At 35.5% G+C, this 24,371-nt stretch carries 22 protein-coding genes; 2 read left to right on the forward strand and 20 right to left on the reverse strand.

Annotated features, from left to right (window positions below; genetic code table 11):
* Positions 1 to 34 precede the first annotated feature (34 nt).
* Positions 35 to 892, reverse strand: coding sequence for a glycosyltransferase (locus tag AC1DYB_RS17465; RefSeq protein ID WP_477436855.1), 858 nt, complete (start codon positions 890 to 892; stop codon positions 35 to 37).
* A 373-nt stretch (positions 893 to 1,265) separates the two neighbouring features.
* Between AC1DYB_RS17465 and AC1DYB_RS17470 the strand changes: the two genes are divergently transcribed.
* Positions 1,266 to 2,390: a zinc-dependent alcohol dehydrogenase family protein gene (locus AC1DYB_RS17470; protein WP_477436857.1), complete on the forward strand. Its 1,125-nt coding sequence runs from the start codon at positions 1,266 to 1,268 to the stop codon at positions 2,388 to 2,390.
* Between the two features lie 101 nt (positions 2,391 to 2,491).
* Here the strand turns inward: AC1DYB_RS17470 and AC1DYB_RS17475 are convergent, their stop codons facing one another.
* From AC1DYB_RS17475 to AC1DYB_RS17540, 14 genes are all read right to left on the reverse strand, one after another.
* Positions 2,492 to 3,541, reverse strand: coding sequence for a response regulator (locus AC1DYB_RS17475; RefSeq protein ID WP_477398081.1), 1,050 nt, complete (start codon positions 3,539 to 3,541; stop codon positions 2,492 to 2,494).
* 250 nt (positions 3,542 to 3,791) lie between these two features.
* Positions 3,792 to 4,721 carry a hypothetical protein gene (locus AC1DYB_RS17480; RefSeq protein WP_477436859.1) on the reverse strand — a complete coding sequence of 310 codons (930 nt, stop codon included), beginning with the start codon at positions 4,719 to 4,721 and terminating at the stop codon, positions 3,792 to 3,794.
* A gap of 48 nt (positions 4,722 to 4,769) precedes the next feature.
* The gene (locus AC1DYB_RS17485; RefSeq protein ID WP_477436861.1) at positions 4,770 to 6,023 is read right to left on the reverse strand and encodes an MBOAT family O-acyltransferase; all 1,254 of its coding nucleotides are present in this window, start codon (positions 6,021 to 6,023) and stop codon (positions 4,770 to 4,772) included.
* Between the two features lie 519 nt (positions 6,024 to 6,542).
* Positions 6,543 to 6,980, reverse strand: a complete 438-nt coding sequence (locus AC1DYB_RS17490; RefSeq protein ID WP_295713882.1) for a helix-turn-helix domain-containing protein — start codon at positions 6,978 to 6,980, stop codon at positions 6,543 to 6,545.
* A 376-nt stretch (positions 6,981 to 7,356) separates the two neighbouring features.
* Positions 7,357 to 7,740 (reverse strand): response regulator, encoded by a 384-nt coding sequence (locus AC1DYB_RS17495; RefSeq protein WP_295713880.1) that lies wholly within the window; start codon positions 7,738 to 7,740, stop codon positions 7,357 to 7,359.
* Positions 7,741 to 7,797: 57 nt separating this feature from the next.
* Positions 7,798 to 9,306, reverse strand: a complete 1,509-nt coding sequence (locus AC1DYB_RS17500; RefSeq protein WP_477398088.1) for a PAS domain-containing protein — start codon at positions 9,304 to 9,306, stop codon at positions 7,798 to 7,800.
* Between the two features lie 168 nt (positions 9,307 to 9,474).
* Positions 9,475 to 11,193 carry a polysaccharide biosynthesis protein gene (locus tag AC1DYB_RS17505; protein WP_477436864.1) on the reverse strand — a complete coding sequence of 573 codons (1,719 nt, stop codon included), beginning with the start codon at positions 11,191 to 11,193 and terminating at the stop codon, positions 9,475 to 9,477.
* A gap of 265 nt (positions 11,194 to 11,458) precedes the next feature.
* Entirely contained in the window at positions 11,459 to 12,484 is a 1,026-nt protein-coding gene (locus tag AC1DYB_RS17510; protein ID WP_477398025.1) for a GNAT family N-acetyltransferase, read from the reverse strand.
* Positions 12,485 to 12,510: 26 nt separating this feature from the next.
* Positions 12,511 to 13,017 (reverse strand): GNAT family N-acetyltransferase, encoded by a 507-nt coding sequence (locus AC1DYB_RS17515; protein WP_295713868.1) that lies wholly within the window; start codon positions 13,015 to 13,017, stop codon positions 12,511 to 12,513.
* Complete coding sequence (locus tag AC1DYB_RS17520; RefSeq protein ID WP_477436866.1) at positions 13,014 to 13,985, reverse strand: hypothetical protein; 972 nt, start codon at positions 13,983 to 13,985, stop codon at positions 13,014 to 13,016. The genes AC1DYB_RS17515 and AC1DYB_RS17520 overlap by 4 nt, the downstream gene beginning before the upstream one ends.
* Before the next feature lie 37 nt (positions 13,986 to 14,022).
* Positions 14,023 to 14,826 (reverse strand): phytanoyl-CoA dioxygenase family protein, encoded by an 804-nt coding sequence (locus tag AC1DYB_RS17525; protein WP_295713863.1) that lies wholly within the window; start codon positions 14,824 to 14,826, stop codon positions 14,023 to 14,025.
* A 32-nt stretch (positions 14,827 to 14,858) separates the two neighbouring features.
* Positions 14,859 to 15,998, reverse strand: a complete 1,140-nt coding sequence (locus AC1DYB_RS17530) for a glycosyltransferase family 4 protein (RefSeq protein ID WP_477436868.1) — start codon at positions 15,996 to 15,998, stop codon at positions 14,859 to 14,861.
* A 267-nt stretch (positions 15,999 to 16,265) separates the two neighbouring features.
* The gene (locus tag AC1DYB_RS17535) at positions 16,266 to 17,729 is read right to left on the reverse strand and encodes a pectate lyase family protein (protein ID WP_477436870.1); all 1,464 of its coding nucleotides are present in this window, start codon (positions 17,727 to 17,729) and stop codon (positions 16,266 to 16,268) included.
* A gap of 205 nt (positions 17,730 to 17,934) precedes the next feature.
* Positions 17,935 to 19,020, reverse strand: coding sequence for an NAD-dependent epimerase (locus AC1DYB_RS17540; protein WP_477436872.1), 1,086 nt, complete (start codon positions 19,018 to 19,020; stop codon positions 17,935 to 17,937).
* A 4-nt stretch (positions 19,021 to 19,024) separates the two neighbouring features.
* Between AC1DYB_RS17540 and AC1DYB_RS17545 the strand changes: the two genes are divergently transcribed.
* Positions 19,025 to 19,222, forward strand: a complete 198-nt coding sequence (locus tag AC1DYB_RS17545; RefSeq protein ID WP_477436874.1) for a hypothetical protein — start codon at positions 19,025 to 19,027, stop codon at positions 19,220 to 19,222.
* A 25-nt stretch (positions 19,223 to 19,247) separates the two neighbouring features.
* Here AC1DYB_RS17545 and AC1DYB_RS17550 read toward each other — a convergent pair whose 3' ends face one another.
* From AC1DYB_RS17550 to asnB, 5 genes are read right to left on the reverse strand one after another with little or no spacing between them, the layout of a single operon-like run.
* Positions 19,248 to 19,730 carry a hypothetical protein gene (locus AC1DYB_RS17550; protein WP_295713847.1) on the reverse strand — a complete coding sequence of 161 codons (483 nt, stop codon included), beginning with the start codon at positions 19,728 to 19,730 and terminating at the stop codon, positions 19,248 to 19,250.
* Positions 19,731 to 19,790: 60 nt separating this feature from the next.
* A complete protein-coding gene (locus AC1DYB_RS17555; protein WP_477436876.1) occupies positions 19,791 to 20,861 on the reverse strand; it encodes a glycosyltransferase in 1,071 nt (356 codons plus the stop codon).
* Positions 20,862 to 21,776 (reverse strand): glucosamine inositolphosphorylceramide transferase family protein, encoded by a 915-nt coding sequence (locus tag AC1DYB_RS17560; RefSeq protein ID WP_295713841.1) that lies wholly within the window; start codon positions 21,774 to 21,776, stop codon positions 20,862 to 20,864.
* On the reverse strand, positions 21,773 to 22,480 hold the full coding sequence (locus AC1DYB_RS17565) for a hypothetical protein (RefSeq protein WP_477436878.1): 708 nt from the start codon (positions 22,478 to 22,480) through the stop codon (positions 21,773 to 21,775). Before AC1DYB_RS17565 ends, AC1DYB_RS17560 begins: the two co-directional genes overlap by 4 nt.
* A 30-nt stretch (positions 22,481 to 22,510) precedes the next feature.
* On the reverse strand, positions 22,511 to 24,352 hold the full coding sequence (asnB, locus tag AC1DYB_RS17570) for an asparagine synthase (glutamine-hydrolyzing) (protein ID WP_477436880.1): 1,842 nt from the start codon (positions 24,350 to 24,352) through the stop codon (positions 22,511 to 22,513).
* Positions 24,353 to 24,371 lie beyond the last annotated feature (19 nt).

Here is a 24,371-nt window from a genome sequence, read left to right on the forward strand (position 1 = left end):
CATTTATTGTTGAAATCAAATTTACAAAGGGAGTTTAAAGCAGGTACTTTACAGTATCAAAAGCTTTGCGAATCCTATGTCGCTTCAATTCAAATAATATGTATCTTTTTACATAAAGTAACAAAAGCGTTAGCCTCTGAATTCGGCGGTATTTAAAATGCTTAATGATAAGGTTAAAATCGCTTATCACCATTTCCATACGTGCCTCAACTTTAATCATACTCCAGATGCCTCCGGAATGGTTTCGATAACAGCTCATCACCTCGGGCATTACATAAATTTTACCACCAGTATTAAACGTGGCAAAAATTTTTAAAAATTTATCTGCCGCATAACATTTTAAATACCAGGGCTTTTGAAACAATTGGTGTACGGCCATGCTATTATGGTATACAACTGTAGCTGTCTTGGTTTCTTCCTGCCTACCGGCCAGCAAGTCGGAATATGTATGCACTAATGGCAGTGGATTGGGATCAACATACAAGGTGTTATCGTCATTGTCAATTACCCGCGTATAATGACAACACATAACATAATCGGGGTTTTGCTCTAAAAAATCAACTTGTTTTTGCAATTTGTGAGGATTTGTCCAATAATCGTCGCCATCGCAAAGTGCAATATATTTTCCTTTGCACATGGCAACCGTTTCGATCATGTTATAGTGAGGGCCTATGTTTTTTTCCGGAGTAATTACCTTTACTATAGACGGGTATTTTTCAATATATTTTTTCAGTACCTCCAATGTACCGTCGGTAGAGCAATCATTGCCGATAACAATTTCAAATTTGAAATTTGTTATCTGCATTAAAAAACTCTCCATGGTTTGAGCAATAAATTGTTCCTGGTTGTAAGTTGTACAGCAGATACTGACCATCAAATCCTGCTTTACCATAATTTTTCACTTGTTTTAACAGTTTCAACATTCATTTTCATCAACATATTTTAAAACTAAAGCCCACCAATTAGTCACATTTAGCAAGCCAATAATTCAAATTTATCTAATTGGTGTACGATAGAAAAGCGACTTGAACAATTGTCATAAAATTGTAAGTTGCCTTTAGATACGTTTACAATAAGTGTAGATATTTTCACATTTAGTGTAAAGTAAATTATTGATTCCAAACATTATCCGCCTTATACAGTTCTAAGTTTGTGTTTTTTCATTAAAATGTATATCATGTATTATAATGATTTCCGTCATTTCCTGCCTGGCATTATCAATCCATCTTTGTATTAATGATCAATAAAACTATTAAATCACTATCATGGAAACTTTAATGCAACAAAAAACTGAAAAAGAGACTTTAGATGAATCAGCCAATCTTAATATAAAAACAATGAAGGCTTTGGTTTATCATGGGCCAGGAAAAAAGGCCTGGGAAGAAAAACCTAAACCACAGATAAAAGTAGCCACAGATGTAATTGTAAAAATTCTTAAAACCACCATTTGCGGTACCGACCTCCATATCATGAAAGGTGATGTTCCCGAGGTTGAAGATGGCAGAATAATAGGGCACGAAGGTGTAGGTATTGTAGAAGAAACCGGGAGTGCCGTAAGTAATTTTAAACCTGGTGACCATGTACTTATTTCCTGTATTACATCATGTGGTAAATGCAGTTATTGTAAAAAAGGTATGTATTCTCACTGTGAAGACGGCGGATGGATTCTTGGCCACCTTATTGACGGTACCCAGGCAGAATATGTAAGGATACCTCATGCCGACAATAGCTTATATCCCATTCCTGCAGGGGCAGATGAGGAAGCACTGGTAATGCTGAGCGACATTTTACCCACCGGTTTTGAATGCGGAGTATTGAACGGACAAGTTAAACCAGGTGATACCATTGCTATTGTTGGTTCTGGGCCTATCGGTTTAGCTGCTCTTTTAACTGCTCAGTTTTTTTCACCTGCAGAAATTATTATGATCGACCCTGACGACAACAGGCTGAATGTTGCCAAGGGCTTTGGAGCAACACATCTTATGAATAACAGTACAGAAGATGTTGTCAAAAAAATAATGGACCTTACTTCGGGCAGAGGAGTTGATACAGCAATTGAGGCTGTTGGCATTCCTGCAACTTTTGAATTATGTGAGGCCATCATTGGACCGGGCGGACATATCGCCAACGTAGGTGTTCATGGCAAAAGCGTAAATCTTCATCTTGAAACACTTTGGTCAAAAAACATAACAATTACAACCCGGCTTGTAGATACAACTTCAACGCCCATGTTATTAAAAACTGTTAATGCCAACAAATTGCAACCCAGTAAATTAATAACCCATCATTTTAGACTGGACCAGGTTATAGAGGCTTATGACACTTTTGAGCATGCAGCTAAAGAGAAGGCACTCAAAGTGATTATGACAAATACAAACGATGTTGAATAGCCATTTTAAGGCATCAATCAATAATACATGAAGGCAAATGAGCTATAAAGGCTGGTTTGCCTTTTTTTTAGAGTTAGTATGAACTAAACATCCGCAAAAACTCAATCTTTCATTTTCTCCAGCCGGGCATGATCTATTATCCGGATGTGGGTACCAATACGTTCTATCAAGCCCTCAGATTTAAAGTCTGTAAGTATTCTGCTCACTGTTTCTGCAGCCATACCAGCCATGCCGGCCAGTTCTTCACGTGATATTTTAAACAGAAGTGGGTTTGACAATGGTGTATTTAACCTTAAAAGTACCTGTGATAAACGTTTGCGAACCGAATTGTAGGCCATCAATAATAACTGATTATCCTTCTCCCGAATATTACTGGCCATCATCCGAATAAATTGCTGATTAATATTCTGATAGCGATTGATCATATCAATCACCATTTCCCGGGGTAACACACATACTGTAGAATCACTAACGGCCTCAGCTGTTTCTGAATAATTTTCTGCCGATAGTAGGGAATATAAACCAATGTAATCCTCTGGTTTAAACAAACCCAGCAACAGTTCCCGCCCGTTATCGGCTATTTTAAAAGTTTTAATACATCCTTCAAGCAAAAGATATAAACCAGAAGACTCATCACCCTCATAATAAAGTATCTGCTTCCTTTTAATCTGCTTAACTTTCCAGCCGGCGATTACGGTTTTCAAATCCACTTTTTCGTTTCTATTTCCAGCAGTTAGTTTTTCCAGGCTAATTAAGGATTTTATATAATATTGTTCAAGTACTTCCTTTTTATAAAACCGACTTTCCAAAGCATGGAGTAATTCCATTTCGCCAAACGGCTTAATCAGGAAATCATCGGTACCCATTTCCATACCTTTTCTAAAATCTGTTCGTTCAGTTTTGGCTGTAAGGAATATAAAGGGAATACGGGCCGTTTCGGGTTGCTTACGCAGCTGGCTTAATACTCCATAGCCATCCATTTCGGGCATCACTGTATCGCAAAGAATCAGATCTGGCTTTCTGACCTGGGCAATATCTACACCTTTGCTGCCATTTGCAGCCTGTAATACAATATAACCATTAAGCTCCAGTATTTCGGCTGTATCCTCACGGATATCATTACTGTCATCAATAACGAGAATTGTTTTCATGTTCTATTGTATGTAAGCGTAGATGTAATTTCTTCAAGTGGGGCTACTAATCACCAATTGTAAATGACCATGAATCAAATAGTTTAATTCAATACCGAACTATAAAAAGTTGGCAGAAATAGTACACTCAATTTAAAGTGGCACATATTTATGGCCGTCATTTACGTTAATTAAGTAACAGCTTTTTTTGGATGGCGCTTCTTGTGTGATTGTGACTTCGTAGTTAAAAGGTTTATCCTTAGTTTTTACGCTAATTACTATTGTTTACAACGGGTTTAAAATACATTTTCTTCGGCAGCGTCATATTTATCAATACCTGCTTTTTGCCGGGTTCTAAAATCCCTGAACTGATCATCCTATTCACATAGTCGGAAAATTTTGAAGCTCCTTTAAAATTCAAATGTCCAAGATCAGCAAATTCATCATCCTTTAAAGGAAAGTTATTAAAATCTAAAAAATCAACATCCTGAAAATAGTTTTTCTTAATAGCCATGAAAACTTTTTCATTTTTCATGTACTCGTAGCCAATATGTTGAGGACTTCTGACCAGGAAGACTTTTTTGTTTTTTTGACGGCAATAATCAACTATCTTTCTAAGATAGTTGAGATTGGTCATTGACAAAACAGTGCGCCCTGATGCGGTATCTCTGACGATAGGTAATCTTTTATTGTTTAATTCCAGTGGCTTAGGATTATTAATTTTTAAGTAACCACCGATACTGCCACTGAAACTATAATTTAAAGTAACCACTCTAAATATATTCTGCCTTGCTAAAATGGAAACACAATTAATAAAATCCTTTGGATTTTTATTAAATAGCAGTTCTAAATCTGCAGGATCCATAAAAGACGCATACTGCGGAAACATGTTCGACATATATTTATATCCCCAGGTCCACTCATCCATTTTCTCATCAATTTGATTATTGGAAAATTCAATCAAAATAGTTTCAACCTGGTTGTTTTGAGAAATTACTTTTTTTACTTTTTGATACGTATAGAAGTAAGGCTCTGCAGAGTGTGAAAGATTTTTAAATCCTGATATTAATGAATCGTTAAAAGCACACTCAGAGTGTGAATGTCCAAACAATACAATTTTATAACCCTTATCAATATTAAATTTCGAAAATTTCTTAACCAAAAAATCCGGTATCAATATTATACAGGCTAATAGTAACATACTTGTTAATATAAACACCATTGTTTTATTTAAAAAGCTTCCCATTTTTTAAAATTGAAAGTAAATAAATTGTTGTTCCTTACCTGCAAACAAGAATGCAATTAAAACCAGCGCATAATAAAATGCAAGCCGGTAATTTCTACTTTTAAGCTTGGTTAAAGTTTCAATTGCATACTGGTTTTCTCTCCCGTTCCATTCAATCACAATGAAAAACACAATTAAGGCAATGGTCTCTAATAACTGCGGCCGGTTAACATCAAAACTTGGTATAGAAAAAAGTGATCTGGAGAATATTCTGCCTAAATAGTTAAATGCGTGGGTAACGTTGTTAGCTCTGAAAAAGATCCAGGCAAAAACAACCATACAAAAAGTTAATAGTATATGCAGAAATTCGCTGAGCGTTGGCAGGCTTTTTCCTTTAGCAACTATTTCAAGATTATTTCTGTTGGTTTTAAAGATAATTGATGGCATAATGAATAATGCATTTAAAAATCCCCAGATTATAAAGGTCCAGTTTGCACCATGCCAAAAACCGCTTACCAGAAAAATTATAAAGGTATTTCTTACTTTAAGCCAGGTTCCGCCTTTACTGCCACCGAGAGGAACGTATAAGTAATCCCTAAACCAGGTTGATAGTGATATATGCCATCTTCTCCAAAATTCAGCAACATCCCTTGAAAAATATGGAAATGCGAAATTTCTTAATAATTCTATCCCAAATAACCTTGCAACCCCTAATGCAATATCTGAGTAGCCCGAAAAATCACAATAAATTTGAAAGGTAAAAAATATTGCTCCCAAAACTAATGTGCTTCCGGAATATGAAGCTGAATTAGCGAATATTGTATTTGCAAATTCGGCGCATTGATCTGCAATTACAATTTTTTTGAATAAGCCCCATAATATCTGCCTTAACCCATTAGCAGCATTATGATAATTAAACACTCTTGCCTTTTTTATCTGGGGCAAAAGATGGGTTGCTCTTTCAATAGGCCCGGCAACTAATAAGGGAAAAAAGCTTACGAATAAAGAATAATCAATAAAGTTTCTTTCGGCTTTGATCCTTCTTTTATAGATATCAATAACATATGATAGTCCATGAAAAGTATAAAAAGATATTCCAACCGGCAGGATAACCTTCAATGTCCAGGGATTAACGTTTAGCCCAAAGTTTGAAAACATTTGCGTAAATGACCCGGCAAAAAAATTATAGTATTTAAACACTCCAAGGAAGCCCAGGTTGATCAAAATACTAAGCCACAACCAAAAACTTCTTGATTTCTGGTTTTCCGACTCCGTCATCTTTAATCCTGTAAAATAATCTAATAGCGTTGAGAAAACCAGAAGGAAAAGAAAACGCCAGTCCCAGCATGCATAAAAGAAATAACTTGCACAAAGCAATAAAAAATTTTGAAGCTGTAGGTTCCTGTTAAATATCAACCAATATAAAATAAACACAACCGGCAAAAAAATTGCAAAACTAACCGAATTAAAAAGCATCTTGGAGTTATTTTTAATGTGATTGAGACATCAGAACAATGCCACTTTATTAAGAAAGAGTTAATTTATATTTTCAACCTTAGTTCAGGTCATTGTTTATGGCTTCCTGTCAATATCAACATTAACAGGAAGTATTTTTGCTGCAAATTTCAAATAGATGACTGGGCACCAAAAGTTTGTAGCATTAAAAACGGAAGTGGTATTTACCAAAAATATAGTTGACCGGTACAGAAACTTAACCTGCCAATAAATTGGCAAGATCAAATGACTTTAAAAATGGAATTTGTATTAATTAATCAATTGCTATCAGTTTACTTAAATCTATACAATTATATTTTTCCCCTCGTGACTTAGAACTTCATTGAATTTTTCAAGCAGCTTTATGTACTTGTCCATCCAATAGTAAGTTGCATCACGGGGCTGATCTTTTATGTTTAATGCATCAAACGAACGATCAGCGTTGACAGAATTAATTCTTTTGGCGAAAGCTTCGGGAAACTCTTTGGAAAAATCATGCCCAATCACAAAGCCGATTTGGCAAATTATATCCAGGTTCAATTTTTTTGTTTCAAACCAATTATACAAGGTTCTACGACTTACATTCAGCTTTCTCGCAATTTCGCTTATACCCATATGATCTCGTCGCACAATGCGTTCCACAATTTGGCCGTAATGTAAGTCAATGCATTCAGATGTTCCAACAGTACAACTGTCATTATCTAAATAACTATTAATCGGGTAATCCATTTTGCTGTACATACATTCACTGATTTAGGTTGAAAAAATAATTTTTAAAGGACGATTTACATTTGTTGTTTTTATTCTAAAATTAGGATGGTGCTATATTTCTTTACTACGAATAACGTTAGGGGGATAGTTATTCAAAAAATTTCAATTTAGGTTATCTCAATTAAAAATGTGTTAAATGCCTGGTCTTTTACCTGTTAAAGCTTATAACATTATTGTCGCTTGTGATTAGTATAAATTTAGAGATAGTAGAAGCACTAATCAACCTATTGGCGGTCATTTTTTGCCTGTAGAAGACATTGATCAATAAGTATTTAACGTATAAAAGCAGAAGCTCCCCATCGTTATTTTAACTATAAGTTTACCAAAATCATCATCGATACTATAATTATTTACCTATAGCAGTGGTTGTGTGGAAATAATTTGCCACAAAGTTTAAAAGGCAGCGATCTTTATAGCCCGAACTTTTAAAGTTTTTAACATTTATTACCGTCGCTCCCTGCTTTTCGGCCACTCCGGACTTGGCGGTAAATTGAATAAAAGGGATTTTATTTATGTATAACCAGCTGAACATGGTTTTATAAATATCATAGCCATTCATACCCGACATTATAATTTCACAAATCACAAGATCAGGTAATTGTGCCTTTAAATGCTTTAGTGCGCTCATACCATTATCTGTTATTGAAACATGATAACCTTCGGCAATTAAAAGCCTGGCAATGTTCTCTCTAATTTTATGATTATCTTCAATTAGGAGTATATTATTCATAATAAAATTAATTTTAACTCGCTTAATTGGGGCGCTCTTGCAAATGTTAAGCAAACGTTATGTTGCAGCGTGTTTTGTTTGGTGAGTGATATCAATAAAGATACCTGACAGCTTTTCACATATCCCATTATTAAATTCCGGATAGCAAACAGCTCTAACCCTTATTGAATTTTTTTTGGCTGTAATCATTTCAAATTCACCATCAAATGATTTTCCATTCTCAAGTGCATCTTTCAATCCCAATCCGGCCAATTCCCGGTCGGCACCTTCTTTATAAAATCCCATAGCTGTTTTCAGGTCTGGGCTAAAATCTTCAGGTACTTCAAGCATTTCTTTCAATACCTTGCTCCAAATAGTGGTATTTTTAACAAAATTCCTGCTCCAAGCCCCAATACGGGCAATTTTTTGCGTTTTATTAAGTATTTCTAAAATTTGACTGCTGTCTGCTTCCTTAAGCTTAAAAGGAGTAATATTTTCAGTCAATATTAAAAAACCACCAATTTCTAATCTGTTCTTATACCAAGGTCTCAGATCCCAATGCATCCAGGCTAATGATCCATCCTGGTTTTCTATTATAGCATCATCAAAATGACTTTCTCCTTTCAAGCATGTGAGCAATAAATCATGAAATTGAGATTTAATTTGAGGAAGAACCCGGTAAAGGTTTACCCCTATGATTTCTTTACCTTGCAAATCATAATCTTCTACCCATTTTAACGATGCCGCGATAAATGCCATATTCTTATCAAACATGGCAATGGCAACCGGAGCTTGCTCTACAAAAGTTATATGATTTTCCTGGTTTTCTGAGTGTATTTTACTAATGAGCTCTTTCGCTAATTTTTCATTTAAATATTTTTGATAACATGAAGAAAAATTAGACGGATTTGAGAAATTTAGCATTAAAGCCATCTGACTTTTATTGCAACGCTTTTCATTAAGGCACTTTTCAGCAAATTCCATCTGAAGATTCCGGTAATAAGAAAAAATAGTGCTATTATATTTTTCCTTAAAGTCTCTTTTAAGCTTTGATTCCGAAATAAAGTGCTTTTTTGATAGCGTTGCTATACTTGGGAACTCAGTAAAAATACATGACTTTAAGGTTTGTACTACTTGCTCTAAAATTTGATCATTGGAGAACAAAAAAACCTTCTCGGTTTTTAAATCATCCTGATCATTCATTAAAGTTTTCATATCAATAGGGCTTATATCGGCAACATGCACAAAAAAACCATCTACCTCACCATCTATAAAATTGGGGGTATAAGTTGCCCTTGTGTTTTTAATTTCTCCCGATGGAGTAGTTAAAAGCCTATCAAAAACCTGTAATTCCCCTCTTAAAACTGCATTTGTTTGTTTAAGATTCCTTTGATACAACAACGCTCCTAACTCCCATAAATACATCTTATCGATCATTTCATCGGGAGTTTTTTCAAACCACTTTGAATAGGCATTATTTGCAAACCGGCAAATTAGATTCTTATCCCAATAAGCCAGCATGGCATTGGTATGGTCAATAACATTAAAAACTATATTTATAAAGTTTGAATTGGTATTAAAAGCCATTTAATCCCCTTGTTAAGCGTAACTTTTTAACAAATCATAAAAAAATCCTCAATAAAAAGAATTTAATTTCATGGATCACAATTCCTTAAAAGTGCAAATAAATAATTAATTATCCTCGAACGAAACTGACTATTAAAAATATGATTTGAATCATATTTGAAATGTTAACTAAATGTGATAATCATTAATCAGCTTAACATCAAGTTTTTCATATTGGGAGTTATTACTAATGAAATCGGGTAAAATCGTTTTCATTTTAGTTACCATTACATCAATATTATTTTGAAGGTTAAGCTCCATCAGTTCCTTAATTACCCTGTTAGTATCTGCATAATTATTGGGTATCGTTTTTGAAATTTTTATATCCTTATTATAGGTAGGTATTACTTCTTCCTCCACATTAAGTAACTCTTCATATAGTTTTTCACCTGGCCTTAAACCTGTATAAATAATTTCAATGTCTTTACCGGGTACCAAGCCTACCAATTTAATCATATTGGCGGCCAAATCTGCTATTTTAACTGGATCTCCCATATCAAATAAAAATATTTCTCCTCCGCTACCCATAACTGCCGCTTCAAGCACGAGTTGTACAGCTTCGGGTATTGTCATAAAATATCTTGTAATATCGGGATGCGTAACCGTAATTGGCCCCCCTTTTTCAATTTGCGCCTTAAACCGGGGTATTACAGACCCGTTTGACCCTAACACATTGCCAAAACGTGTTGTAATAAATTTAGTTTGATTAGCAGATTCACTTATTGGATCGGTACAAAAGAAATGGTTTTCAAACAGCACATTATTTAAAGATTGAATATACATTTCAGCAATGCGTTTGGAAGCACCCATAATATTAGTGGGCCTAACTGCTTTATCTGTGGAAATCATCACAAATTTTTCGACACCGAACTCAACCGAAATATCTGCCAGATTTTTTGTGCCCCAAATATTGGTTAAAACCGCCTCTGTGGGGTTATTTTCCATCATAGGCACATGTTTATATGCAGCGGCATGAAAAACAATTTGAGGTTTATATAAATCAAATAAAGTTTTTATTCTGCTTGCATTTTGTATATCAGCAATAAATATTCTTATTTTATCGGCATAATTACCATCCTCTATTTCTAACTGAATGTCATGTAAAGGGGTCTCTGCCTGGTCGCACAGCACCACATATTCCGGATTGTAACTTAATATTTGACGTACAAGCTCTGAACCAATTGAGCCCGCGGCACCTGTTATCAAAACCCTTTTATTTTGAATATCAGCCAACACATGTTTATTGCAAAGGTTGATGGGTTTGCGCTCAAGAAGATCTTCGATTTTTAAATCTTTAAACTGCCTTAAATTTGGCTCGCCATTTATCCATTGATCAGAAGGCGGAACAGTTATCACTTTTATACCAAGCTCAACACATTTTTCAACGGCCATTCTTTTGCCATCAATTTTTATGTCTTCGGATGTTATGAGCATCGTTTTTATAGAAAATTTATTTTTTAATTTCTCTATTGCCTTTATTGGATACACGCGTTTTTGTTCAATGCATTTGTAAACCTTATCAGACCCGGTATCTATAAAACCCTGTACATTTATCATAAAACCTTTTTGGGCTTCAAGCGCATTTTTTATTAAGATAGATGGCGTTCCTGAACCATAGATTAAAACATTCTCTTTGGTGATTTTGTACCCAGGCTCATCAAAATATTTAAAAACATCCTTAATTATTATACGCATACCCATCAATATTGATGAGGATATAAAAAAATTAATTAGTAAAATATCCCCAAGGCCTTTAAGGCTAATTTTAAGATAGGAAGCAAATAAAATATGATAAAGAACCAGGAACGCCGCATTACTAACTAAAACAGCGAGGAGTATACGTAACATATCCCGGGTATTTGAATGCCTGATAATATGCGTATGTATCCGCATGAACAGAAATATCAATATAGCATTGCTACAATAAAATACGATATAGTAAATATTGCCTTGCTTAAAATCAAGTTTATCTTTCAGGTAAAAAGATAAGCACAGAGACGACAAAACGATCAAAAGGTCGGTTAACAGAATTAACCATCTTGAATGGAATTTGTCCTGAAATAATAAATTTCTAATGTAAATCATATCCAATACTTATTTAAGAACATTAAAATTATGCATACCTGTATAGTGGAAAAAAATCTATCTCAACGTTTTCCTGAATACCTTTTTCATCCAGTAAAATTTGATAAATTGTAGGGTTAGCTACAAAACGCCAGCTTTTAAAATCAATATGCTGATTTGAAAAGGCAGATTTCCACTCAAAGAGTTTATCATGTTTATAACCAAGGCCACCTCCCAGGTTATAATACCTCATTCCTTCTATCCTGCCAATTTTGGTAATTTCATCAACTAAGAATTTTGTTGGACTTTGGTTCAAATATTCTGCACGTGTGCCAACTAAATGAGCCTGGATAATACCGTTGGTGAAGGTTATAATTGTACTTGACATAACTGTTTCGCCATCATAAACCATAAGGATACGGGCATCGTATTCGCTGGTGTTACATAGGTTTGAAAAGTATCTGTCATTAAACAAATATTTGTCGTTCGCCCCTACCCGCTTCATGCTTTCTGTATAAATTTCAACAAAGGTTGCTAATGCTGCCGGCCCCTTTTCTTCCTCAACCCTAAACCCTTTTTTCCAGGCGTGCTTTATGGCATCCATTGCGCTTTGTTTATATCTGTTACGTTGATCTTCAATACTTTCAGAGAGATCAATAATCACCGTTTTGCCATTTTCATGCACACCCCCAAACTTATTAAGCAGGGGTTGCTGATTGTAGAAAGGGTGCATTCGTGTAAATACAGATACATAGTTTTCCTCGGATAGGAAAGAAAGAAATGCTTTTTTAAAATTCTCCATAAAAAAATCGTCAAGCTGATCTATTTTATGGTTAGAAAGAGGTCCCGAAAAGCCGTAAACACAACTCAGGTCAAAATATTCAGATCCAGGTATGGCTCGCTTAATTAACGGGAAAGCGATATAATTAGCAAATTCCTGGTAAACAAATAAAATAGGACTGCCATCTGTTTCCAGCGAATGATAATGCCACGTGTGATAAAAATCATATTCTGCCGCATTACGGACGTAGAATGTCCACTCCCTCTTATCGTGGATAGAAAATATTCTTGTCATAATTCTGTATTAAGGTTACTTATGAATTATAATTTCAAATTTTCAAGGGTTACGAATTTACTTTTTGTAATGCTCATACAAATAAGATCATTTTGTTTACCAGTAATATCAAAACCAGCTTTTTCATAAACTGACAATGCTGAAATGTTTGCCGGATGAACCTTTAAATAAATAATATCCAACTCCTTAACTAAAAAGCCATAGCGTAGCATTTGAACAGTTGCCTGGTAGCCTATGCCTTTACCCCAGTAAAGCTTATTACCAATAAAAAGGTGTAGCTCTGCATCATGTTCAGTAATATCCAATAATTGAACATTACCTATGTATGTATTAAGCTCCTTAACACAAATTGCAAATCTTGCCTGGTTTGTTTTGTTTAACTGGGTTCTAAGCCATTCGGTTTCTACCTCGGCACTTATGTAATTTACAGGCTTGTAGCCTGTATATACCCATATTAAAGGGTCGTTTCGCCATACATGTGATACCTGTGCATCTTCTATAACGAGGGGGCGTATGTATACTGAAATCGTCATAAAAAAAGGCGTAAAATATTTAACATATAAAACATATCCTGAAGATTATATCGTTGATCTATTGGTAAAGGGACTAAACAGCGGGCAAGGTGATTTTCAAACATTCCTTTTTTCGTCCACTTAAAAACGTTTGGCCAATATGTGGCAACAAATATTTTCTTTTGAATTAAGTGAACTTTTAAATGGCTGTCATCATTTAAAAAAGGGTAAACCATTGGGGCACAATTCTCTGGGACATCAAATTTTAACAGGTTATACTCCTGGAGATGTTTATGTAAAAAGTGAAAATTTCGCTCCCTGATTTTGGCGCATTCATCATAATCAATACTTGAAAGAATTTTTTGTGTTAACATTGACATTGCTCTAATCTCATTATTTTCCAGATCTATATTATTTTCTTTATAATCCGTATAAGCTGCCTCTATGCCAAAATCTATACTTTTAATAAGGTGCGAAAAACGATGGCTTGAACTATCCACTGGTAATTTTTTAGGGAGTTTTCTTTTTATTTGAAGGTAGGCTCCGTCAGAAACACCGAAAAATTTTCGGCAAGAATAAAAAGTATCCACCCCTGGTATCGGCTCAGAAAAAAAAGCCTGAGAATTATCTACTATCAGATTGGTAACCTTGTAACTGAGTTCTATTATTTTTTCTTGTTTAAGTCCAAAATAATTAGTGTACAAAAAACAGGCGTCTGGTTCAATCTCAAAATTTATTTCCGGATCAAGATGCTTATCAATTGAATAAAACTGATGTTTAATGCCCAGTTTTGTGATAGGCTCAAGTAAAGATTCACAGGTAAAATAGGGTATATATATTTGGGTGTATCCTTTTTGTCTCAGGATGTACTCCAAAGCGTTACGCCCGGTATTAAGGTGAATAAGATTTGGATAATACTCATTTCCATGGGGGAGTTCAAGCTCTAAATATCCACCAATGGATTTTAAAGCAGCTTTATTTTTTTGCATAACTGTAAATTACTTGGCGGATTAATTAAGACTTAGGTTAACCCTGATCGCATTGGTACATTCTTAAGTTTGGTGGCTGATAAAATTCATTCAAATTTTCGGGTGTGCGCGAGTTGTATCCTATAACCTGCCGCAACTGCGAGTTGAGGTGAGATACAAAATCATAACCTAAAAATCTTGGATAATCCATCTGCTGTTTTAAAAATGGACGGGTAAATCCTATCGTTAATCCCCGGCGCGGTTCAAGGGTAGTATTTTCGCCCGCCGCATGCCAAATATTTGAATCAAACAAAATGATACTCCCCTTAGGTACAATAGCTCTATCGGCACTGTTAAAAAAGTATGTCGCATTGGGCCGTATTGCAGATTTATGCGAACCAGACAGAAAATAAGTTGCGCCATTTAATAAATTAAAATCATCAAGCGTTACAATCATCTGCAACAGCAACTTTGTGTCATTCATAAATGTCCGCATATCGCGATGCATGTTGCTTAGGTACGGATGTTCATGCTTAGCGTGTATAACCGCATTTAACCCATTTAATATATAATTCCCACCTAAAAATTGAGAAATCTCTTCATTACAATACATGCTTTGAAGAAATGGAAGGCTAAAATTATTTCTTTCCAGTAAATGATGAAGTGTACCATCCATATTGGCACTTATGCCATTTCTTTCCTGGATAGCTCTTCTTTTTATATATGCATCAGTTAAATCGAGATTTATTGTGTTTACAAAATCAAGATTTATTGCATTTTCATACACAACCCACCCATATTCTCGAATAGCATTAATAAAATCATTGATGTTTCTTGAACCATAATTAAATCTATTTTCCATAACTTTTGATTATATTATTTATTCATTTTTAGTTACTTCAGTTTCATTATGCTTAGCATGTGATCATTAATCAAGGTTACATCGAATTTCTTTTTTGCAAATGCCAACCCATTTAAACCGTAGTTATAAATAGCATCGCTATCCTTTATATAAAACTCCATTTTTGACATAAGCTCCGGTATGTTTTTTATAGGGATCAAAAAACCGTTTTGGGGTGATTCAGGATTAACAGTTTCCCTGCATCCTACAGAATCACTGGTAATAATAGCCCTGCCCATTGCCATGCTTTCAAGTAAACACCGGGGTACGCCCTCGCCATAATATGATGGCAATACTACAACAGAGGCATCTTTTATATGGGGCCTTACATCGTCAACTTCTCCCAGATATTGCAAGTTGTCGCCATTTTTGATCTTAAGGTATAAATCAGGACTAATTGCATCGATATTATCAGCATAAGATCCAATCAGTTTAAATTGTATATCGGGATACTTTAGGCGGATCAACCGTGCGGCTTCAAAATATTCATGAATACCTTTGGCGTTTATTAACCGTGATATCATTATAAAGCTAATATTCTTGGTATCTGGCGGAGTATATTGGTAATGCTCAAGATCTACGCCAGAACCATTAACTACAAAAGCCTGGTGTTGATCACTTAATATTTTATATGAAAGCAGTGTTTGATAATCGTCTTTGTTTTGAAATATGATGTATAAACGCTTGTTTTTAATGAGGCTAAACCTGAGCATTAAACGTGTAATACGGCTTACAAATGATTTTTTATTTTCCGGCGAAAAGTTATAACCCAAACCGGATAGCATAGGAGCTATACATTTAATGCGATGAATTTTTGCAAGCACGGTTCCATATATAACAGGCTTAAATGTGTACGGAAAAAAAACATCTGGTTTTATCTTTTTCATCAATTTATAAAGCATTATTAAATACTTTATGTCAGCAAGAATTGAAACGTTGCTCCCTGATAATTGATTTTCGTGAATAGTTACTTTAAGTAGCGTAAGCTTTTCACGTATAGCTTTAGGTAAAACAGGTGTAAAAACATGTACTGTATGTTGTTTAACCATTTCTTCAATCAACTTGCCCCTGAAATCAATTAATGATTTAGCAGAATCGCAGGCGATTAATATTATTTGCCCTGTTTTAAGCATATAAAAACAATAATAATGTTTAGGTATAGAAAGCCGTATAAGGGCTGTTAATAGTAACTGTTGGCAATATTTATAGGCGGACCGATCAAGGACTGATTGGCCGGACAATTGGATATTAAATTGGAAAGGCTTTAGGTAAAGCCATTTTTGGGGGCAGCTATAATAGTATCTGGACTATTATAGATAAAAAAGTAATCGGATAATAAACCCAAACCACCGAAAGGTGGTCTGGGTTTTAATCTTTATTATAAAATGTTTAATTATTAATTAGTTACTTAGTATTGCTCCTGAACCTTTTTGAACTACGGTAGGAACGTTAGCAGCTGCATCAAGTACTGATGAATATGAATAAGCCGGTACCCATGAAGATAATGAAGTAGTTATATCATTAGAACCACAACCTGAATAAATGTTAGTACTAACACCACTGAAGAATCCTGGAGGGTCACCTGCCAGATTGGTGCTGATTGGTTTAGCACAGCCTTGGAAATACTCGTTATCTGTACGTACAGTTCCGTTTGCTCTTGCACCTAAACTGTAACCTGCATTATTTAAGTGATAGTTGTTGAATACGTGAACACTTCCATAGTTCATATCAGGCTCTCTTTCACCTACGTTATACCAAAAATTATGGTGTAATGTAACATGCAAATGGCCGATATCTGATTCATGACCTGCAATACCACCACTTATTAAGAACGATAAGTTAGTATCGTGAAACTTGCTCCATGATACTGTTACATAATCTGATGCCCTTGTAATAGCGATATCTTTACCCCAATAAGCCCAGCCATGGTTACGATCAGTTGAGAAATCACAGTGGTCAACCCAAACGTGTGTGGTTGAAAACTTTATCATAAGCGCAGCATCAGTAACATAATTTTTGAAAGTTATGTTTTGAACAATGATGTTGTTTACAGTGAACATGTAAAGCGATATACCAGTAATTGTTGCACCCGGTTTACCAATAAGTGATTTATTAGATGAAACATAAACCGGATCATCACCAGAGCCAGAGATAGTTCCGCTAACATAAATAATTTTTGGACTGTCACCAGCAACTGCCGATTTTAACTCAGATAAATTTGTTACAGTAACAACTGTACCTCCTGTACCCCCTGTTGTTGTTCCACTAACCATTGCATAACCCATTAAAGCTGTAGTTATACCTGTTTTAGTTGGTGAGCCTGCTGTAGGTGCACTTGGAGTTGTTGGAGTTGTTGGAGCTGTTGGAGTTGTTGGAGCTGTAGGCGCTGTTGAACCCGCAGCAGAGCCATCCATTGTAAATGTGTACTTTCTGCCGTTAGTTGCCGGATTGGTATTGTCCGATGCCGAAAATATCAAAGTAGTACCCCAATGACTAAAACGTCCTTTTCCAGAATCACGAATATCCTGGTGTACTGAATGCGGAGGTTTCAATTCAACACCGTTCTCAAATAACCGCATTGTAGATGCAGAAGGTGCTGTGTTTGAATCACCCGACTGGGTAAGCGGATAACTGATCTTATAGGCATATCCACCATCCGATCTTAATCCAGTTAAGTCAACTGCGAAATTAGTTGCGGTTGCTGCTGCAGAAATTGAAGACGCACCCGAGGTTGATGAAAGGGTACTGTCCTGAATATTTCCAGAGCCATCATTACTTTTTTTACAACTACCTAAAAAGATAATTGCCGTTAAAAACATGCTGATTACAGCCACTTTTCCGAAGATTTTTGTTGTTCTTTTCATTCAATTTTTAATTTTGGCTTTTCAAACGGTAGTGTATTTGAAAAATTACAATTAAAAATTTTGCTGAAAGGTGTGGACTTAATGGATAAAAGGACTAAAAACCGGGTCTAATACAACTTAAAGGGGTAAAACAGTGTGAAATTAAGGTGTAAAGAAAGTGTAAAACTTGCACACTTCATGACATTAAAATGACAAAACTTTTTCTTCACTCCAACAATATGGCTTCGTTCGAGGTGCTTTTCACCTTGTAAAAAGACTTATACCAGGCAATAAAACGTGCAACCCCTGTCGGTACAGAAACTTTGGGTTTATAATTCAACACTGTATCAAGATTGGAAACATCTGCGCAAGTTTCTGCTACATCACCCTCCTGCATTGGTCTGAAAATTTTTATGGCTTTCTTATGAACACGTTTCTCAATTTCACTCACAAAATCAAGTAAGTTTACCGGCGCTCCCCTGCCTATGTTAAATATCCTAAATGGTGCATTTGAGGTGGCTGGGTCGGGGTTGGTAGCATCCCATTCAGGATTGTTTTCTGCAGGCTGATCTATTACGTGAACAATACCATCAACAATGTCATCTATATAGGTGAAATCGCGTTTCATATTCCCATTGTTAAAAACCTCAATAGGATTGCCTTCCAATATTGCTTTGGTAAAAATAAATAACGCCATATCTGGCCTGCCCCATGGACCATAAACGGTAAAAAAGCGTAAGCCAGTAGTGCGCAAGTTAAATAAGTGGCTATAGGTATGCGCCATCATTTCATTTGCTTTTTTTGATGCTGCATATAATGAAACGGGATGATCAGCAATATCGTGTTCATTGAAAGGCATTTTTTTGTTTAATCCATAAACGCTTGAAGAGCTTGCATAAGCCAAATGGTTAATTTTGAAGTGCCTGCAGCATTCTAAAATATTAAGGAACCCCTTTATATTTGAATCAATGTAAACATCAGGATTAGTTAAACTATATCGTACACCCGCCTGTGCAGCCAGGTTACATACTGCATCGAATTTGTTTTTTTCAAATGTATCTTCCAACTGGTCTTTATCTAACAAATCCAATTTTATAAAGGTATAATTGGGATACTTTTTGCTTTCAACCGGTTTTCCATACTCTAAAGTATTTACCTGGATGCCTGTATTGGCTAAGCGGGCGTATTTTAACCTTACATCATAATAATCATTTAAATTGTCAATACCAACAACGGTATCTCCTCTTTCAAGCAATTGTTTGGCCAAATGATAGCCAATAAAACCAGCGGTGCCGGTGATTAAGATTTTCATAAATATGGGTTTTAAATTTAAAGAAGGCTTTACAGAAATTGAGGCTTTAGTCTGGCTTAAATTTGAAAGCTATTCGCGGGCAAAAGAATTATGCCGGGAATCTGTGCCAGAAAGCAAAAATCAGTTATTCACTTTCTGGCGGGCAGTTGTTGAGAATCCTGAAAATTATAATAATCAATACTTATTATTCAGGAATCTATAAGGATAAAATACTAACTATTAACGTGTTATTTTAATTTGTAAGCATACTTTCGGCCATTTGAAAGTGGATTTGTATTATCAGAGCTTGAGAACAATAACGTGTTACCCCAATGGCTAAATTGGCCCAGGCCAAATGCCCGAATGTCATGATGAACCGAATGGGCTGGCCCCAGTTCAACACCGTTTTCAAAAAGCCTGAGGGTTGAAGCAGTGGGACTTCCGTTCGAATCTCCAATTACAGGAAGATCATATCCTACTTTATAGGCAAAGCCACTATCAGACCTCAATCCAATTAAACTTATAGCTATTAATGATCGATCATGTCCGGTAGTATCATGAGTTGTTGTTGTATCATGAACCGTGATTAACGAGTCATGCGTAATTTTTACGGTATCGCGCACCACTTGCGGATTTTGTATATTTTTTTTACAATTATTTAGCAGGGTAATGGCAAATATTAACGTGCCGAATAATACTACTTTTGCGAGTAATTTAATTTTCAGGTTCATGACATTTAATTTAAATAGTGAATAATGATCACTTAAAGAATAAGTGATGTTTGAGGTTTATTAGACTAAAGCTTTTAATATAGAATTTACAAAAATCTCCGGAGTTCGATTCTCAATATAATGCCCGATTAACTTTTTGTTATCAGTATTTGATTTTAGTGCTTTACTGATAGCAAGTAATAATGCATCTACATTATTTACATCGGCTTTAAAAATGCCCGGAATATCTTCTATCCCCCCGGCACATTTTGTACAAACAACAACAGGATTAAGGCTCATCATTTGCAATAAGACATTGGGGAAGCCCTCTTTTAAAGAGGATACGACACATACTTTTGCATGTTTAAAATACGGCATTGGATTGTCAGTCCAACCTTTTAAAATTACTCTATGCTGTAACCCACAAGTTTTAATAAGCTTTTCCAAAGAGTTCTTCTCTGGTCCTTCGCCAAAAATCAATAATTTCAAATCCGGAAAATGCGATTCAATTTCCTTAAAAGCACTTATCAAATTATAAAATCCTTTCTCGGGAATTAAACGACCAGCGGCGCAAATATAATTAGTACCGGCATCTGCATCATCCAATGGTAAATCAGCTTTCCGGATGTTTTGATCCACATCAACCGGATTTTTCTGAACAATCACTTTTTGACCATCAACAAAAGGCGCGTTTTTCAAAAAAATATCACGCATCATGTTTGTTTGGCAAACAACTAAATTTGCTGCAGGATAGCCCAGGCGATATGCCACTTGATAACTCCATTTTTTGAAACCTTTGTATCTTATAAAAACAGAAGTACACTCTCTGACTATTAGTCTTGATTTTATGAAACCCATCCGCTTTAAAAACCCGAGGTAAGCATTTAAATATGGATGAGAACTGATAATAATATATCCGGATTTATACGGTTTTAATAATTTTAAAAGCCCGATAAAACCAATTAGCATGCTTTTATCAGTCACATATTTAGAATCAACTCCGTCAGGGATTTTCAATCCCCCTTGAATTGATTTTTTTAGAAAAATCAAAGGTGAATTACTTGCATGTGCCCCCATCAGCAATATGCTTTCTGCACCATTAGCTTTGTCAGACATGGAAACAAAAACTAACCTGGTTTTTAGATCGGGCATTTAATTATGCTTATTAAGGTTTCTAAATTTTCTAATTACCTTTTTTACAGGTCCTAAAACACTAAACACCTTACGTTTACCATCAACAATAAGTAGGTCGCCTGCAAAATTTATGGTGTGTAAGCCCTGATCATATGGTAACTGGGGCAATAGCTCAAAAGCGGTATTATATTTAAAATCAGTTTCGGTAATAGTTGTGATTTCGTTGATCATAACCGATCCGCCGTAACGTATTTCGGGATTTTGACTTGGCATGTACAATTTTTTGCCAACAATGAATAAGCGCCCCGCAGATCTGCTCACATTTGAAGCAACATTAATAGGATTTAAGGCATGTGCCTTAAATGAATCTTCCAAAGTATCTGAATAAAACACATACAGTTCTCCTTGCTTGCCAGATACGCTGGTAAATAACCAATATTTATTTTGAAAGTAGATGATTGAGCTATCTACAAAGGCCTGGCCTTCCAGTATAACTTTTATCTTCTTAAATTTTGACGGGTTCTCTACATCAATTTGATATAGGGCTACCTGTTTAGCCGACCCTGTTTCAGGAATGCAATACAAACTGTCATCGGCGGTAAACAAGTATGGGTACGATAGGTGTATTGAATCTTTCATGATGCCTTTAACCTTCTTTTTATTCCTAAAATGCAAAGTATCCATCATCATGATTACTCCTTTGCCTTTCCAAAAATTAAGTTCTTCATAATATAAATGCATATGGCCATTTATATTTACCGCAAAAGGATCAGCTGCATAATCAGCAGCACCTTCTCTTAACCAGTTAATCTTCCCGTTTAGCCTTTGTGTGAGTATAAGATTTTCGGGGGTTTGTGAAATGTAGCCAATATTCCATTTATCGTAAGAAAACAGTTTATTTCTAATTGAATCTAATATCCCTAATAATTTCATGCTTTTAATAATCTTGTGAAAAACATCAGAACAAGCCCCAAAACTGGTAAATAATCACTTTCCTGTACCAGATTGCCACCAAAACTATCTTTGAATTGATTTATTCTCTTCAAAGCCTCGTCTGCGGTACCATGGGCGTATCCCCCCATATCATAAACTTCAAAACCATGCTGTTTAAAAAAACACATATCCTTAAAATGTAATAACCGATTTGCTCTGCCGATTACCGCTTTCAGCTGGTTGTCTTTTTCGGTTCTGAAAAGCGACGCCGAGTGCAATAATCTTACCCTTTTTAAGGAATCATCGCGTAAGTAAGCATGCATAACAATATCCTGATCCTGGTAGATAGCCTTTGTTATAACAAGACACGATTGAAACTTATAGAATTCACGGGTGAGCGTTGGTAGATTTTTGGTTACTGCAAATAAATTGTAGAAATCAATGAAACGTTTTATTTCAGTTTCGGGGGCCGTTGTAACTCCATCTTTTATTGCTCTGCGTATTTCGTAGTTGGTGTTTTGGTCAAAACCGGCCTCAAAAATAGCCTGAGGAGCTCCAATGTCAATTGTTTTTGTAAAAAAGGGTTCCCTACGATACCCTGGAACATTGTTGTGGCAAGCACTTTGTTTATAATAGCTAAAAAGGCATTTCCATTTGGAGGGCTTGTCGGCAAACCATACAACATTGTAAGGTACTAAACGCATAGCCCTACTTTTAATTTGAATCATAAAGTATTAAACAGTTTGATATGTAAGGACCGGGTTATTTTTTTGATTCTTTAACCATTGCGTAAACACTAATAATTTCCATATTTGAGGGAAGCGGTTCCACTTACCATCCATATGTTCATTTATCATCATTAATGCCTTTGTTGCATCAACTCCGGGAATGTTTTTTAATTCGCTTAATGATAATTGATCAAGAACATAATCTTTTAATTCATTTCTAAACCAAAACTGCAGCGGTATTGTAAAGCCGGATTTTGGCCTGGCGAAAAATTTAGCTGGAACATACTGGTATAGTATATCCTTTAAAATCCTTTTTTGTGATTTATATTGAAACTTATAGCTATCTGGCAGATTCTGAGCAAAAGTAACCACCCGGTGATCCATAAGTGGCGCCCTGGCCTCTACTGCAAATGCCATAGAGGCACGATCTACTTTGGTGTTAATATCGCCATTTAGGTATGTTTTAATATCAAAAGTTGACATTTTTTGTAATATACTCGTTGATTTTGATGACCAGATATCCATAAAAGGTACATCTAAGCCCGCGTTTGGTTGTTTAAGCCATGAATACTCAAGGCCACCAAGCATTAATCCATACAGTGTGCTTATTTGGGAATTACAGAGCCCTAACGCGATAAGTTGGTGTCGATAATTAGGTGAAACTCTTAAAATTGTCGCTATTGCCTTTCTTAGTGGCAATGGATAATTAAACAAGTAATTTACAAGGTTTAACCACTTATATCTGCCGTAACCCATAAAGCTTTCATCCCCGCCATCACCACTTAAAGCTACAGTAACATATTTTTTTGTGTATTTACTCAACAACAAAGTTGGTATAGCGCTTGAGTCGGCAAATGGTTCATCGTAATATGTTCCAAAATCTTCAATCAAACCCATCCCCTCTTTTGCGTTACATTCTATTATGTGGTGATCTGTTTTAAGGTGTTTAGCTATATTGGCTGAAAATACGCTTTCATCAAAACCTTTCTGGTTAAATTTTATGCAAAAGGTTTTTACGTTTTCGTTATTTTGAGCTGCAAGGGCTGTAACAAGTGAAGAATCAACGCCCCCTGAAAGAAAGACCCCCAAATTCACATCTGCATGCATCCTGATATCTACCGCATTTGTTAACAATAATTCGAGTTCTGTTTTAGCTTCAGAATATGTTCCCTCATATTTGTTTGTATAGGCAAGATCAAGATCCCAGTATTTTGTTGTTTGAAATTTCCCAGTATCACTATTGAAAGTGAATGTATAACCGGCCTCAAGTTTTTTGATCTCTTTCCAGGCCGATTTGGGTTCTGGTACATATCCCCAGATAAAATATTCATTTATTGCCCCTTCATCAAGGTTTACATTTCTGCCGATATTTATTTGTGCTGGCTGACTGGCAAATTCAAAATCGAGCCCGTTATGGATATAATAAAAAGGTTTTTTTCCAAGCCTGTCTCTTGCTCCAAAAAATTGCCGGTTTTTGGTATTATAAATTGCAAAGGCAAACATGCCATTAAAGTGATAAACACAACGTTCGCCGTATTCAAGATATGCTGCTGCAAGTACCTCTGTATCTGAATCTGTATTAAACGAATAACCTAAGGTGATCAGCTTCGCTTTTATTTCTTTGTAATTATATATTTCTCCGTTAAATACAACCACCAGGTGTTTATAGGCGAATGGCTGATCTGAGCGATGATCCAAATCAACAATCGCAAGGCGATTATGGCCTAAGATGACAGATCCGACGCGTTCAAAACCTGAATAATCAGGACCGCGAAACTGTACTCTTGTTAATTTTGCCCGTATTGCTTCGTCGGGATAATTAACTGTTGATCCATATATTCCGCACATAAAATGAAAGTTTTATAGA

It is taken from the genome of Mucilaginibacter sp. P2_A4 (genome assembly GCF_056405015.1).

Excerpts from the sequence above, each read along its gene's own strand:
- AC1DYB_RS17465 (WP_477436855.1), bottom strand. The coding sequence starts at position 892 with ATGGTAAAGCAGGATTTGATGGTCAGTATCTGCTGTACAACTTACAAC.
- AC1DYB_RS17470 (WP_477436857.1), top strand. The coding sequence starts at position 1,266 with ATGGAAACTTTAATGCAACAAAAAACTGAAAAAGAGACTTTAGATGAA.
- AC1DYB_RS17475 (WP_477398081.1), bottom strand. The coding sequence starts at position 3,541 with ATGAAAACAATTCTCGTTATTGATGACAGTAATGATATCCGTGAGGAT.
- AC1DYB_RS17480 (WP_477436859.1), bottom strand. The coding sequence starts at position 4,721 with ATGTTACTATTAGCCTGTATAATATTGATACCGGATTTTTTGGTTAAG.
- AC1DYB_RS17485 (WP_477436861.1), bottom strand. The coding sequence starts at position 6,023 with ATGACGGAGTCGGAAAACCAGAAATCAAGAAGTTTTTGGTTGTGGCTT.
- AC1DYB_RS17490 (WP_295713882.1), bottom strand. The coding sequence starts at position 6,980 with ATGTACAGCAAAATGGATTACCCGATTAATAGTTATTTAGATAATGAC.
- AC1DYB_RS17495 (WP_295713880.1), bottom strand. The coding sequence starts at position 7,740 with ATGAATAATATACTCCTAATTGAAGATAATCATAAAATTAGAGAGAAC.
- AC1DYB_RS17500 (WP_477398088.1), bottom strand. The coding sequence starts at position 9,306 with ATGGCTTTTAATACCAATTCAAACTTTATAAATATAGTTTTTAATGTT.
- AC1DYB_RS17505 (WP_477436864.1), bottom strand. The coding sequence starts at position 11,193 with ATGTTACGTATACTCCTCGCTGTTTTAGTTAGTAATGCGGCGTTCCTG.
- AC1DYB_RS17510 (WP_477398025.1), bottom strand. The coding sequence starts at position 12,484 with ATGACAAGAATATTTTCTATCCACGATAAGAGGGAGTGGACATTCTAC.
- AC1DYB_RS17515 (WP_295713868.1), bottom strand. The coding sequence starts at position 13,017 with ATGACGATTTCAGTATACATACGCCCCCTCGTTATAGAAGATGCACAG.
- AC1DYB_RS17520 (WP_477436866.1), bottom strand. The coding sequence starts at position 13,985 with ATGCAAAAAAATAAAGCTGCTTTAAAATCCATTGGTGGATATTTAGAG.
- AC1DYB_RS17525 (WP_295713863.1), bottom strand. The coding sequence starts at position 14,826 with ATGGAAAATAGATTTAATTATGGTTCAAGAAACATCAATGATTTTATT.
- AC1DYB_RS17530 (WP_477436868.1), bottom strand. The coding sequence starts at position 15,998 with ATGCTTAAAACAGGGCAAATAATATTAATCGCCTGCGATTCTGCTAAA.
- AC1DYB_RS17535 (WP_477436870.1), bottom strand. The coding sequence starts at position 17,729 with ATGAAAAGAACAACAAAAATCTTCGGAAAAGTGGCTGTAATCAGCATG.
- AC1DYB_RS17540 (WP_477436872.1), bottom strand. The coding sequence starts at position 19,020 with ATGAAAATCTTAATCACCGGCACCGCTGGTTTTATTGGCTATCATTTG.
- AC1DYB_RS17545 (WP_477436874.1), top strand. The coding sequence starts at position 19,025 with ATGGGTTTTAAATTTAAAGAAGGCTTTACAGAAATTGAGGCTTTAGTC.
- AC1DYB_RS17550 (WP_295713847.1), bottom strand. The coding sequence starts at position 19,730 with ATGAACCTGAAAATTAAATTACTCGCAAAAGTAGTATTATTCGGCACG.
- AC1DYB_RS17555 (WP_477436876.1), bottom strand. The coding sequence starts at position 20,861 with ATGCCCGATCTAAAAACCAGGTTAGTTTTTGTTTCCATGTCTGACAAA.
- AC1DYB_RS17560 (WP_295713841.1), bottom strand. The coding sequence starts at position 21,776 with ATGAAATTATTAGGGATATTAGATTCAATTAGAAATAAACTGTTTTCT.
- AC1DYB_RS17565 (WP_477436878.1), bottom strand. The coding sequence starts at position 22,480 with ATGCGTTTAGTACCTTACAATGTTGTATGGTTTGCCGACAAGCCCTCC.
- asnB (WP_477436880.1), bottom strand. The coding sequence starts at position 24,352 with ATGTGCGGAATATATGGATCAACAGTTAATTATCCCGACGAAGCAATA.